The sequence below is a fragment of the Mycobacterium sp. genome (assembly GCF_049281135.1).
Lineage (GTDB): Bacteria > Actinomycetota > Actinomycetes > Mycobacteriales > Mycobacteriaceae > Mycobacterium.
The window spans coordinates 1-13,731 of record NZ_JBAPRN010000836.1 but is presented as its reverse complement, the minus strand read 5'-3'; the positions used below and the strand labels follow the sequence as shown (position 1 = coordinate 13,731).

Annotated in this window: 10 protein-coding genes; 5 read left to right on the top strand and 5 right to left on the bottom strand. The window is 63.7% G+C overall.

Annotated features, from left to right (window positions below; all coding sequences use genetic code 11):
- On the top strand, positions 1–1,933 hold a 1,933-nt coding region (locus WAN02_RS33335), incomplete at its 5' end, for a phosphoketolase family protein (RefSeq protein ID WP_422269623.1).
- 111 nt (positions 1,934–2,044) lie between these two features.
- Here WAN02_RS33335 and WAN02_RS33330 read toward each other — a convergent pair.
- Both WAN02_RS33330 and WAN02_RS33325 read right to left on the bottom strand, forming a co-directional pair.
- Entirely contained in the window at positions 2,045–3,736 is a 1,692-nt protein-coding gene (locus WAN02_RS33330; protein ID WP_422269622.1) for a SulP family inorganic anion transporter, read from the bottom strand.
- Positions 3,737–3,793: 57 nt separating this feature from the next.
- Positions 3,794–4,699: a polyphosphate kinase 2 family protein gene (locus WAN02_RS33325; protein WP_422269621.1), complete on the bottom strand. Its 906-nt coding sequence runs from the start codon at positions 4,697–4,699 to the stop codon at positions 3,794–3,796.
- A gap of 569 nt (positions 4,700–5,268) precedes the next feature.
- Between WAN02_RS33325 and WAN02_RS33320 the strand changes: the two genes are divergently transcribed.
- Complete coding sequence (locus WAN02_RS33320; protein WP_422269620.1) at positions 5,269–7,767, top strand: plasma-membrane proton-efflux P-type ATPase; 2,499 nt, start codon at positions 5,269–5,271, stop codon at positions 7,765–7,767.
- Positions 7,768–7,773: 6 nt separating this feature from the next.
- Positions 7,774–8,775 carry an Acg family FMN-binding oxidoreductase gene (locus tag WAN02_RS33315; RefSeq protein WP_422269619.1) on the top strand — a complete coding sequence of 334 codons (1,002 nt, stop codon included), beginning with the start codon at positions 7,774–7,776 and terminating at the stop codon, positions 8,773–8,775.
- A 167-nt stretch (positions 8,776–8,942) separates the two neighbouring features.
- Here the strand turns inward: WAN02_RS33315 and WAN02_RS33310 are convergent, their stop codons facing one another.
- Positions 8,943–9,152, bottom strand: a complete 210-nt coding sequence (locus tag WAN02_RS33310) for a hypothetical protein (RefSeq protein WP_422269618.1) — start codon at positions 9,150–9,152, stop codon at positions 8,943–8,945.
- A 137-nt stretch (positions 9,153–9,289) separates the two neighbouring features.
- Positions 9,290–9,448 (bottom strand): DUF6307 family protein, encoded by a 159-nt coding sequence (locus WAN02_RS33305; protein ID WP_422269617.1) that lies wholly within the window; start codon positions 9,446–9,448, stop codon positions 9,290–9,292.
- 278 nt (positions 9,449–9,726) lie between these two features.
- On the opposite strand from WAN02_RS33305, the gene WAN02_RS33300 reads away from it, so the two are divergent.
- Together WAN02_RS33300 and WAN02_RS33295 are read left to right on the top strand one after the other, a co-directional pair.
- Complete coding sequence (locus WAN02_RS33300) at positions 9,727–10,908, top strand: alpha/beta hydrolase fold domain-containing protein (RefSeq protein WP_422269624.1); 1,182 nt, start codon at positions 9,727–9,729, stop codon at positions 10,906–10,908.
- A gap of 27 nt (positions 10,909–10,935) precedes the next feature.
- Complete coding sequence (locus WAN02_RS33295; protein WP_422269616.1) at positions 10,936–12,354, top strand: WS/DGAT/MGAT family O-acyltransferase; 1,419 nt, start codon at positions 10,936–10,938, stop codon at positions 12,352–12,354.
- A gap of 91 nt (positions 12,355–12,445) precedes the next feature.
- On the opposite strand, the gene WAN02_RS33290 is transcribed toward WAN02_RS33295, so the two are convergent.
- Positions 12,446–13,731, bottom strand: a 1,286-nt coding sequence (locus WAN02_RS33290) for an AMP-binding protein (protein WP_422269615.1), incomplete at its 5' end; no start/stop codon positions are given.

Sequence of the window (13,731 nt, the reverse complement as noted above, 5' to 3'; positions counted from 1 at the left end):
GGGTTACTCGCTGAGTCACGCGTTCGGCGCTGTCTTCGATAACCCCGGCCTGATTGTGGCGTGCGTGATTGGCGACGGTGAGGCCGAGACGGGGCCACTGGCCACGGCCTGGCATTCCACCAAGTTCCTCAGCCCGATCGGTGACGGGGCGGTACTGCCGATCCTGCATCTGAACGGCTACAAGATCAGTAACCCGACCGTGCTGGCTCGCATAGAACACGAGGAACTGGACCAGTTCGTGCGCGGCTGCGGCTGGGAACCGCGCTACGTCGAGGGTGATGACCCCGAAGACATGCACGAGCTGATGGCCACTGTTCTCGATGAGACAGTCGAGGCCATTCACGGAATCCAACGCGACGCTCGAACTACCGGCGACACCACCCGCCCCCGCTGGCCGATGATCGTGTTGCGCTCTCCGAAAGGTTGGACCGGACCCAAGGTCGTCGACGGCCTACAAATCGAAGGGACCTTTCGCGCCCACCAGGTGCCATTGCTTGTCGATGAGGCGCATCCCGGACACGTCGAACAACTCGAAGCCTGGATGCGCAGCTACAAACCGAGCGAGCTCTTCGATCAGACCGGGCGGCTGCTGCCCGACCTGGCGGTGCTCGCCCCCCAAGCGCAGCGACGGATGGGCGCCAACGCACACACCAACGGCGGGATGTTGCTGCGCGACCTGAGGATGCCCGACTTCCGCGACCACGCGGTCACGGTGTCCTCGCCAGGCGCGGTGGAGGCAAAGGACACCGCCGTGCTCGGCACATTCCTGCGCGACGTCATCGCGCTCAACGACGAGGCGCGTAACTTCCGGATCTTCGGCCCCGACGAAACCCTCTCGAACATGCTCGGCGCGGTCTTCGAGGTCACCGGCCGGCAATGGGATGCCCGTACTGCCGAGAACGACGAATTCCTCTCGCCCACAGGGAGAGTGCTCGATTCAATGCTCAGTGAGCACCAAAGCGAGGGTTGGCTGGAAGGTTATCTGCTCACCGGCCGGCACGGGCTGTTCAATTGCTACGAGGCGTTCATCCACATCGTCGACTCGATGTTCAACCAGCACGCCAAATGGCTCAAGGTCACCGCGCAACTGCCGTGGCGCCGTGACATCGCGTCGCTGAATTACCTCCTCGCGTCTCATGTTTGGCAGCAAGACCACAACGGCTTCACCCACCAGGATCCCGGCTTCCTGGACCACGTCGTCAACAAGAAAGCTGACGTCGTCCGGATCTACCTGCCGCCGGACGCCAATTGCTTGCTCTCGGTTGCCGACCATTGTCTGCGCAGCCGTCACTACGTCAACGTGGTGGTCGCCGGGAAGCGTGCGATGCCGCAATGGCTGAGCATGGATGAAGCGGTGGTGCACTGCACCGAGGGCATCGGCATCTGGGAATGGGCCGGAAACGACCGCGGCGTCGAACCGGACGTGGTCCTGGGGTGCTGCGGAGATACTCCGACCCTCGAGGTGCTGGCTGCGGTGTCGATCCTTCGGGAACACTTGCCCGAGTTGAAGATCCGGGTGGTCAACGTGGTGGACCTGATGAGGTTGCAGTCGGCCACCGAGCACCCGCATGGGCTAGGCGACCGCGACTACGACGCCCTATTCACCACCGACAAGCACATTATCTTTGCCTTCCATGGCTACCCGAGCCTGATCCATCGACTCACCTATCGCAGGACCAACCGCAATCTGCACGTGCGTGGCTATAACGAAGAAGGGACCATCACCACATCCTTCGACATGCGGGTGCAGAACCGCTTGGACCGTTTCCATCTCGTCGCAGACGTCATCGATCGGCTGCCCCAGCTCGGCGCGACCGGCGACTACCTGAAGCAGGCGATGGCCGACAAACTCGTCGAACACACCCGCTACATCAACACCCACGGGCAAGACCTACCCGAAATCCGCAACTGGACCTGGAACCCTGCGCCATGACGACATCTGAGGTGATCGGAGCGACGATGTCTGCTGCGAGTTTCGCATCCAATGTCAAAGGTGCACTATTGTTTTCACCTTGTCGGTCTTGGTGCTCAAACTCGACGACGCTTAGGGGTGCAGAGCGTTAACTGCTTCGCCGACGGAGGCGAACAACTGGTCCTCGCCGATCCGCGCCAGCAGGCCACTTCGCGCCAAGCCGGCGCGGACCGTTTTGTTGGTTCTTGCCATCGCGAAGGACACGCCACTGTTCTCGAGTTGGTCAAGCATCTGGCGTAATGCGCATGCTCCGGTGTAATCAACATCAGTCATTCCCATCGCGTCGAGCACGACTAGCTGAAGTGAGCGACCTGCGCGGTCGACCGCGGCAGTCAAGTCGGTCCTGAAACGACTGGCGTTGGCATACCAGAGGGGTGTCGCGAACAGCACCACGAGTACCCCGGGAACCTCGATGGCGTGTTCGCTGCCATCGAGCGGGGCCCAACTGGTGGTCGAGGGGATGTGGCCCAGCACGTGCAGGTGCGGGCGGGCGGTGAGGCGGGTGCGGTCGAGGATGGCCAACGCGACCGCGACGGTGATGCCCTGTTCGACGCCGACGAGTGCAACCGTGAGCAGGGTGATCAGAGCCAGCCCGAATTCGAAACGATCGTAGCGGGCGATGTCGACGAGATCGTGGACGCGCAAGATTCGGGTGGCGATGAAGATAAGAATCGCCGCCAGGGTCGCCAAGGGCAGGTCCTCGAGCAGGGCGACGGCAGGGATCAACAGCACGAGGGCACCGGCAGCAGCCAGTCCGGCCACCTGGGTCCGCCCGGACGCTGAGACCACAGCGGCGGTTCGTGGCGGGCTTGCGTCGACCGGGAAGGCGCCGACCAGGCCGGCGACGACATTGCCGGCTCCGACGCCGAGGAAGTCGCGATTGACGTCGACCTCATATGCGCCCTGGTCGGCGAACGCGCGGGTCGTCGCCGCAGTCTGGCTGATAATCACCAGGGCTACGACGCCGGCGATCGGTGCGACCGCACCCAACGCCGACCAGGACAGCCCGCGCAGCCCGAGGTGCGGCGCGCCGTGGGCCACTGCACCCAACACCATCACCCCGTGGGCGTGCAGCTTCAACGCAGCGACGAGGATCGTCGAGCCGATCAGCCCGACCAACGCCCCCGGAAGCCGGCGATCGACCCGTTCGGCGACGACCACGACGGTGAGCACGCCGACCCCGATGCCCAGCGCCCACCCGTTGATCAAATGCAGGCCGCTGAGCGTGACACCCAACCGGTGCAGCGTGCTGCCGCTGGCGCCGGGCAGGCCGAGCAGATCAGGTAGCTGGTGTACCACGATGATGATCGCTACCCCGCCAAGGAATCCGCTGATGATCGGCGCCGACAGAAACTCGGAGACCCACCCGAGCCGCAGTAGACCAACCAGGGCCACCAGCACACCGACCATCACCGCGAGGACTCCGATCAACGCCACGTAGTCAGGGGAGACGGCCGACACCACGGCGGCGATGCCGACGGCGAACAGCGGGGCGATGGTCGAATCGGCGCCGACCGACATCTGCGGGTTCGATCCCAACAGCGCGAACATCACGCTGCCCGCGACAAACGCGTACAAGCCGGTGATCGGCGGCATACCGGCCAGCCGGGCGGTGGCTAACTGCTCAGGCACCGCGATCGCCAGCAACGTCAGCGCTGCGCCCAGGTCGCCTATCACCCACGACGATCGGTAGCCGTGCAGTGAGGACAACAGCATCGATCGCGCCCCCAGCACCCGCGCCGTGAACCCTGCTGTCGACTGCATCGGCCCATCATCGCAACCCGTTCAAACCAGGGGCACGCGTGAGACGGGTCCACCTTGTCACGACGACTGTGCGGCCGCGTCACCGTCGTTGCCCACCAACTCCTTCTTTGCTTCTGCCAGCTCAGCTTTGGCGGAAGCATCGACCTGCGGATACTGCGGGTTGAGATCCCGCAGCGTCTCCAACAGCACTGCGGAAGTCGACACGTGGCTAAACCATTTGTGGTCTGCGGGGATCACATGCCAGGGTGCCCAGACGGTGCTGGTGTGGCTGAGCATGTCTTGAAAGGCCCGCTGGTAGTCGTCCCAGAACGCGCGCTCGCGTAGGTCCGCGACGGAGAACTTCCAGTTCTTCTCGGGTTCGTCGATGCGCTCAAGGAACCGGCGCGCTTGTTCGTCCTTGGAGACGTTGAGAAACAGCTTGACGATGACGGTCCCGTTGTCCGTGAGGTAGCGCTCCCAGTCGTTGATGTCGCGATACCGCCGCTGCCAGATGTTCCCAGCGTCGAGCACCGCGGTGCGTGGCCATAACGTCTCAGGATGCACACGGGTGATCAATACGTTCTCGTAGTGGGACCGGTTGAACACCACGATGCGGCCAAGTTCCGGTAGCGACCTTTGGTGGCGCCAGAGGTAGTCATGTGCCTGCTCGGTTGCCGATGGCGCCTTGAAGCTGTACACGTCGACACCCTCGGGGTTGAGGCCGCTCATGACGTGCTTGATCGTGCCGTCCTTACCGGCCGCGTCGATCGCCTGAAGGATGATCAGCAGCGAGCGGTCGGCCTGAGCGAAGAAGCGGTCCTGCAAATCCAGCAGCGCCGCTTTCGCATCTGCCAGCGCCGCGGCACCGTGGTCTTTTCGAAGCTGTTTGTCGTGGCGGCCGGGATCGAAGTCCTTGGCCAACTCCACCTTGGACCCCGGCTTTACCCGGGTAGGCTCCGCTAGTCGTTTCCAGAGCGTCGACATCTTCGCCTCCTGGTTGTGTCATCTGTCCATTGCCCGGGGCGCCGCGTGCGGAGAGCAACGATCTCTCTCAGCCTTGCAGAATGGTGACCGGAGTTCGCCACCACCGTCGGGCGTGCGTACCCCTGCCTTGCGCAGTGCGGCGTAGTGATCGCCGCCTTCGCCTTCCGCTTGGGGCGAAGCCCTTTTCAAGTCTCACCCTCGCCCAAGATCAACACCGGCGACTATGAGGAGCAATTCGAGGTCCATTGAGCACCGGACGTTGCAGAAACCAGTCGCGGCAAGCCAGGCCCGCGGGGTGTAACGTCGACGATGTTGAGAATCTCAACCAGTCCGGGATGAGTCCAGCTGTCCGCCGCTGCTCTCATAGAGCAGTCGCTCGTGCCGAACCCTCCGGTGACAACCGCATACTCGGGGATCACCATGACTGCTCCGCCCGTTCCGCGAGCACCGAAACCGGATCCTGCACAATACTTTCCGATCGAAAGCGTCTTATGCCTGCTCAGGATTGACCGGCCAAATCGCCCATGCAGCGAACCTGCCGCTGACGTCGAGCCCACGGACTAGACGCCGTGACCACTGCCGCACCGCATGTCACGCCCTCCTCCGCGGACGCGGGCAAAGCGGAGCCGGGTCTCGACTTGAAATCGGCGCCGATGCCCGAGGTGGAGGCAGAGCTGGGGTACTCGCCGGACGGATTGAGCAAGGCCGAGGCCACGACGCGGTTGGCGCAGTACGGGCCGAATGAGATCGCCGAGCACAAGACCAACCCGCTGTTGAAGTTCCTCGGTTACTTTTGGGGTCCGATCCCGTGGATGATCGAGATCGCGGTCGTCTTGTCCGGCGCGGTGGGGCACTGGCCGGATTTCTTCATCATCCTGCTGCTGTTGGTGGCCAATGGTGTGGTCGGCTACACCGAGGAACGGCAGGCGGGCAACGCGATTGAAGCCCTCAAAGCCAAGCTGGCGATTAATGCGCGCGTGAAACGCGACGACGCATGGGTCACCGTGTCGGCGCGGCAGTTGGTGCCCGGTGATGTGATCCGCCTGCGCCTGGGTGACATCGTGCCCGCCGATGCCCGGCTGCTGGACGGTGACGAGGTCGAGGTCGACCAGTCCGCGCTCACCGGGGAGTCGCTGCCCGCCAGCCGCGTAACAGGTGACGCGGTGTTCTCCGGATCCATTGTCAGGCAGGGTGAAATCGGCGCCTTGGTCTATGCCACCGGCACTGGCACCTACTTCGGCAAGACCGCCGAGCTGGTGGCCGACGCGAAAACCGTCAGCCATTTCCAGCGCGCCGTGCTCAAGATCGGCAACTATCTGATCATCCTCGCGGTCGCGTTGGTGACAGTTATCGTCGTCACGGCGATCCTGCGCGGCGACGCGATTCTGACCACGCTGCAGTTCGCCCTGGTCCTGACCGTCGCCGCGATCCCGGTCGCGATGCCTACCGTGTTGTCGGTGACGATGGCTGTCGGCGCACGGCTGCTCGCCAAGAAGCAGGCCATAGTGAGCCGGCTGGTCGCCATCGAGGAACTGGCCGGCGTGGACGTGCTATGTGCGGACAAGACCGGCACCCTGACCCAAAACTCGCTGACGTTGGGCACCCCGTTCACGATCGACGGCGTCACGCCAGCGACGGTCATCCTGAACGGCGCCTTGGCTTCCCGCGCCGAGAACGACGACCCGATCGATCGCGCGGTGCTCGGTGGCCTTGAGGACGCCAAGGTCCTGCAGGCATACGCGGTCACACACTTCGAACCCTTTGACCCGGTGCGCAAACGCACCGAGGCCACCGTCGCCGGCACCGACGGGACCACCTTCAAGGTCACCAAGGGAGCCCCGCAGGCCATCTTGGCGCTGGCCGCGAACGCCGCCGAGATCAGACCTGCCGCTGATAGCGCGGTCAACGATTTCGCTGCTCGGGGCTTTCGGTCTTTGGGCGTGGCCCGCGCCGACGGGGACGGTGACTGGCAGTTCGTCGGTGTGCTGCCGCTGTTCGACCCGCCCCGCGACGACGCTGCAGCGACCATCGCCACCGCCGCAGCGATGGGCGTGACTGTCAAGATGGTGACCGGCGACGCGCTGGCCATCGCAACGGAGACCGCGGCCAAGGTCGGCTTAGGCACCAACATCCTGGACGCCGCAGCTTTGGGTGATGCGAAGAAGAACGAATCGGCGGCGGTTGCCGAATCCATCCTGGCCGCAGACGGTTTCGCCCAGGTCTTTCCCGAGCATAAGTACCACATCATCGACGTGTTACAACAGCACGGCCACATCGTCGGGATGACGGGCGACGGGGTCAACGACGCCCCCGCCCTGAAAAAAGCCGACTGCGGCATCGCCGTATCGGGCGCCACCGACGCCGCCCGCGCAGCCGCCGACATTGTGCTGTTGACTCCCGGCCTCTCGGTGATCATCGAGGCGATCAAACAGAGCCGCAAGATCTTTCAGCGAATGAACAGCTACGCGATATACCGCATCGCCGAAACGCTGCGGGTGCTGCTATTCATGACCGTCGCCATCCTGGTCTTCAACTTCTACCCGCTCACCGCCATCATGATCGTGATGCTCGCGCTACTCAACGACGGCGCAATCCTGTCCATCGCCTACGACAACGTCCACTACAAGGACGAGCCCGAAGCGTGGAATATGCATGTGGTACTTGGCATCTCCACGGTCCTGGGGGTGGTCGGACCTATAGCCGCATTCGGCTTGTTCTATCTCGGCGACCGTGTCTTCGACCTTGGCCAGCCGCGCCTTCAGACCCTCATGTACCTCATGCTGTCCGTCGCGGGTCACCTGACCATTTACTTGACCCGAACTCGCGGGCCATTCTGGTCCATCCGTCCAGCCCGCATCTTGCTGATCGCTGTCCTCGGCACGCAGGCCATCGCCACATTTATCGCCGTCTACGGGCTATTCATGACCCCGCTGGGCTGGGGGTGGGCAACGGCGGTGTGGGTATACGCCCTCGCCTGGTTCCTGGTCAGCGACCGCATCAAACTTCTGGCCTACCGCATCCTCGACCCTGCGCATTCCAGGATTCACTCAGAGATAACTGGAGGTTGATCGATCATGCCGGACACCTTGGTGGATGTCGACATACTCAGGGCCGCAGTGCAGTTGGCGTGCCGGGCTCCGTCGTTGCACAACAGCCAGCCCTGGCAATGGGTTGCCGAGGGTGTGGGGCTGCACCTCTACATCGATCGCAACCGGATTCTTCCCTCCACCGACAAGTCAGGGCGGGAGGCCCATATCGGCTGCGGCGCTATGCTCGACCATCTATGCGTGGCGATGGCTGCAGCCGGGTGGGCGGCCAACGTCGATAGATTTCCCGACTCAAACAATCCCGGTCATCTCGCATCGCTCGATTTCAGCCCGATGGGCCGCGTCGCCGATCAGCATCGCCACCGAGCCGCCGCAATTCGGCACCGTCGCACCGACCGGCTTCCCTTCGCCGCACCGAGGAACTGGGCGCCCTTGGAACCTCTGCTGCGCACCGCCGTCGATGCTAAGGCAGTGCATCTCGACGTGATAGCCGAGGAGAGGCGCTCGGAACTGGCGAGGGCGTCACGACTCACCGAATCGCTGCGGCTCTACGATTCCTCGTATCACACCGAGTTAAACTGGTGGACTGGTCATTTCGAGAATTCCGACGGGATTCCGCGCAGTTCGCTGCTGTCGGGGGCCGAAAATGATCAGGTCGACGTCGGACGGACCTTCCCGGTTAGCGCTCACAACGAGCGGCCGGTCGGCATGGGACAAGACCAGTCCACAGTGCTGGTTCTGTCCACCGACGAGGACACCCAAGGTGACGCCTTGCGGTGCGGCGAAGCGCTGTCCGCGGTGCTCTTGGAGTGCACCTCGGCCGGCCTGGCGACATGCACACTGAGCCATCTGACGGAGCTTCAGTCCAGCCGCCATCTGATCGGCACCTTGACCGGACGGACAGCTATGCCGCAACTTCTGATCCGCGTCGGCGAAGCACGTGTCGGCGGCGAGGTACCCCCCGTGACACCGCGGCGGCCGGCGCAGGATGTTCTGAGTTTCCCGCGATTGACCGGTGGCGTCGGGTGACCACCGCGACGATCAGTCAAGCGGACGACGTCGGCGAACCATCGGGACGATCCGGGAGGGCAATGAGTTCCGAACACGCAGTAGTCAATCGTCAAGTGAGAGAGTAGTCGCGCGCGTCACCCGAGGCAGGATGCCGAATTCGATCAGCTAGTGATCAACCTCGTTGCTCACCGCTTGAACCAACCCCGAAAACCATTCCGCTTCAACGATTGTTCGTCACCGTGTACGTTGGTCCACACACCCGGCGCGTAGCTATGCGGCTCTTTGGCGCCGTCGCGGACGACGTCGAGCGTGCCGTCGTTGTGCTTGATGTAGGTGTCACCGAAGCGCATATATTTGTCGGTCGCGCCGTCTTGTAGTGTCACAGTTACTGTCATGGTTCAAACCTTCAGCCGCGCAGACGAAGTGCCTGTGTGGCGATTGTTGAGTGACGCATCACCTTGACGAATCACTCATAAAATGTTCACACGAATCGGGAAACCGCGTGGTCAAGAAATGCGGGACCGCCGTAGGGTCAGCGAATCTTCTCGGGAATCGAATTCAGTGCGTCCAGAACATGTTCTGCCAGTTCGCTGGCTTCCTTACCGCCGAGTTTGGTGTGAGACGTGATGGTGTCCCTGACCAGTTCAACACGGAGGACATAGGGCGAGCGGAACGTCGTTGGTGAAGCCATCAACTTTTCCTTTTCAACCGAGCATGTTTGCTCGGTTGAGCTGCTCGATATAGCCAACGGTACGCCGATTTAAGTCATTGGGTGTGACTACGGACTCGTGGATTCGTGGGCCCGTGAGGCGCGACTCGCCCGTCGGCCAGCTCGCACCGGGACGGCTGCTCCGGTCGTGTCGCCGCTGGTCAATGAGGAACTCGTCGCGTTTACCGTTTGACCGCAAACCCCCGGGGTACGCTGCCCCGATGACGGAACCAGCGGCGACCGGCCTTCGCCGACCGACCATGACTTCTCGGGCAAAGTGGCTGCTGAGGGCCCGGCCCGGCGACTACATGCTTGCGTTGAGTGATGCGATGGCTTCGCTGCCCGTGGTCGGCAGGCATCTGGAGCCGCTGGGCGGTGTGACCGCGATGGGCCTGTGGGGTTACCGAATGGCGCCGGAGTTCTTGTCCGCGTCGGCCAAGTCATGGCTGACTCCCGGTATCAGCGAGACCCGCAAGGCCGAGCGAGACCAGACCCAAACAGTTTTGGATGCCGCGCTGCGCGGCGTGGTCTCCAGCAAGGACCTCGATGTCGAGTGGCCGGCGCCCGACCACCGGCCACCCTTCTGGCGTGCCCTGCAACACCGCCGCTACTTGCACCGCACGTCGGTGCGCTACGGCAAGCACCCGGTGCAACTACTGGACGTGTGGCGCCGCAAAGATCTGCCGGTACGGCCGGCGCCCGTCTTGATCTTCGTGCCCGGCGGCGCCTGGGTGCATGGCGGTCGCCAGCTGCAGGGCTATGCCCTGATGTCGCAGTTGGCCGAAATGGGCTGGATCTGTCTGTCGGTGCAATACCGGGTTTCCCCGCACCATCGCTGGCCGTCTCACATCACCGACGTCAAAAGCGCCATCGCGTGGGCCCGGGCCAATGTCGACAAGTTCGGCGGTGACCGCAATTTCATTGCGGTAGCGGGTTGTTCGGCCGGTGGACACCTGTCGGCACTGGCCGGACTGACCGCCAATGATCCTGAGATGCAGACCGAGCTGCCACCGGGTTCGGACACTTCGGTGGATGCGGTGGTGGGGATCTATGGCCGCTACGACTGGGAGGACCGCTCGACCGTCGAGCGGGATCGCTTCGTGGATTTCCTGGAGCGAGTCGTGGTCAAGCGTCGAATCGACCGCCACCCCAAGGTGTTCCGTGACGCGTCGCCGATCGCACGGATACATCCGGATGCGCCGCCGTTCTTGGTGATTCATGGCAGCAGCGACACGGTGATCCCGGTGGCGCAGGCGCGCAGCTTCGTCGAGCGGCTTCGGTCGATATCGCGTTCGGTGGTCGGCTACGTGGAATTGCCGGGTGCCGGCCACGGATTTGATATGACCGACGGGGCGCGCACCGGTGCGACGTCGACCGCGGTCGGACTGTTCTTGAGTCAGGTTTACCGCAACCGGATGATCGCGGTCAAAGAGGTTATTTAGCCGCCACGCAGTTGTAGGGTCCCACCCATGAAGCGGCTGAGCGGTTGGGACGCGGTACTGCTGTACAGCGAAACGCCGAACGTGCATATGCACACCCTCAAAGTCGCGGTGATCGAGCTGGACGCCGACCGTCAAGACTTCGACATCGACGCGTTCCGCCGGGTGATTCACAACCGGCTCTACAAGCTGGAGCCGTTTTGCTATCAGCTGGTTGACATTCCACTCAAGTTGCACCACCCGATGTGGCGGGAGAACTGCGACGTCGACCTGACCTATCACGTGCGGCCATGGCAGTTGCCGGCGCCGGGCGGTCGTCGCGAGCTGGACGAGGCGATCGGCGAGATCGCCAGCACCCCGCTGGACCGCGACTACCCGCTGTGGGAGATGTATTTCGTCGAAGGGTTGGCCGACAATCGAATTGCGGTGGTTGGCAAGGTTCATCACGCGCTGGCCGACGGGGTGGCTGCGGCAAATCTGTTGGCCCGTGGCATGGATCTCGCGCCCGGGCCACCGTCCGGCACGACCCGGTTTGCGCCGGACCCGGCGCCGTCGACGGCGACGCTGGTCCGGTCGGCGTTCGCCGATCACATGCGCCATCTCGGGCGGATCCCGGGGACCATCCGTTACACCGCGCAGGGCATCAACCGGGTGCGCCGCAGCTCGCGCAAGCTCTCGCCGGAGTTGACGATGCCGTTCACCCCGCCGCCGAGCTTCATGAACCACATGCTCACGCCCGAACGCAGATTCGCGACGGCGACCTTGGCGCTCAGCGACATCAAGGAGACCAGCAAAGCCGTTGGCGTCACGATCAACGACATGGTGTTGGCGCTGTCGGCGGGGGCATTGCGAAAGCTGCGGCTGCGTTATGACGGCGACTCCGACCACCCGCTGCTGGCGTCGGTGCCGGTGAGCTTCGACTTCTCACCGGATCGTGTTTCGGGAAATCTTTTCACCGGGATGATGGTGGCGCTACCCGCCGACGTCGACGATCCGTTGGAGCGGGTGCGGCGCGCACATGACTACGCGGTCGACGCCAAGGAGAGCCATCAGCTACTCGGCCCGGAGCTGGTCAGCCGTTGGGCCGCCTATTTTCCGCCGGGGCCGTCGGAGTCACTGTTCCGTTGGCTGGCCGGCCGCGACGGCCAGAACAAGGTGCTCAACCTGCCGATCTCCAACGTCCCGGGTCCGCGTGAGCATGGGCGGGTTGGCGGCGCCTTGGTGACCGAGATCTATTCGGTGGGCCCGTTGACCACCGGCAGCGGCCTGAACATCACGGTGTGGAGTTATGTCGACCAGCTCAATGTCTCGGTGCTGGCCGACGGCGCCACTGTCGATGACCCGCATGAGGTCACCGAAGCTGTCATCGATGAACTCGTAGAAATCCGGCGCGCCGCAGGGCTTTCCGAGAACCTGACGGTCATCGAAGGAGCGTTGGCGCAGGCCTGAGCCTAATCCGCCACCTGCCTCCGCGCGACAAACCGCTCACGCGATCGCCAGTTGTCGCTAAGAGGCGGGCACAACGGGCGCGCCCGTCAACTCAGGGGCTGCTGGGTCCGATGTGACCGTGCAGGTCACGTCGGGAGATCTTGCCGGTGCTGCTGCGCGGCAGCTCGTCGAGCACGATGATCTCGCGGGGCACTTTGTAGTTGGCCAGGTTGTCTCGGACGTGTTGTTTGAGAACGTCGACGGTGGCCGACGCGGTCGGCGTCAGCACCACGAACGCCACCAGTCGCTGGCCGTACTGTTCGTCATCGACGCCCAGCACGGTGGCTTCGGCGACATCGGGGTGGATGGCCAATGTCTTCTCCACCTCGATCGGGTAGACGTTCTCGCCGCCCGACACGATCATCTCGTCGTCGCGCCCGACCACGTACAGTCGTCCGGCCTCGTCGAGTCGGCCGACGTCGCCGGATGCCATGAAGCCGTCGTGAAAGCTCTTGCCCCCGCCGGAGGTGTAACCGTCGAACCGGTTGGTGTTGCGGACGAAGATCTGGCCGACCTCGCCGATGGGCACCGGGCGATGGTCGGTGTCGAGAATGCGAATCTCGGTGCCTATCGCGGGTTTTCCCGCAGTGTCCGGCGCCGCGCGCAGATCCGCCGGTGTCGCGGTGGCGATCATGCCGGCTTCGGTGGCGTTGTAGTTGTTGTAGAGGATGTCACCGAACTCGTCCATGAATTTCGTGACGACGTCGGGCCGCATTCGGGACCCGGACGCGGTGGCGAACCGCAGGGAGCGACCGCTGTAGCGGCGGCGCACGTCGTCCGGCAGGTCCATGATCCGGTCGAACATCACCGGCACCACGCACAGGCCGGTGGCTTGGTGACGGTCGATGAGTTCGAGGGTGGCTTCCGGGTCGAACTTGCGACGGGTGACCACCGTGCAGCCCATTGACGCGGCGAAGATCAGTTGCGAGAAGCCCCAGGCGTGAAACATCGGCGCGACCACCACCGTGGTTTCCTCGGTATGCCACGGCACCCGATCCAGCATCGCTTTGAGCTCGGTTGTCCCGCCACCGGAGTGCTTGGCGCCCTTCGGATTACCGGTGGTACCCGAGGTCAGCAGGATCAGCCTGCCCTTGCGGCCTGTAATCACGGGTCGCTGGCCGAGGTGCGAGGTGACCAGCGTCTCGACGGTGGTGTCGTGGCTTTCCGGATGGTCGGTCCACCCGACGACGCGCGCGGTATCCGGCTTGTCTGCCAGCGCGCGGTCAACCGAATCGGTGAACTCCTCGTCGTAGATCACCGCGTCCGCGCCCTCGCGGTTGACTACGTCGGCCAGCGCGGGGCCGGCGAACGACGTGTTGAGCAGCAGCACGTCGGCGC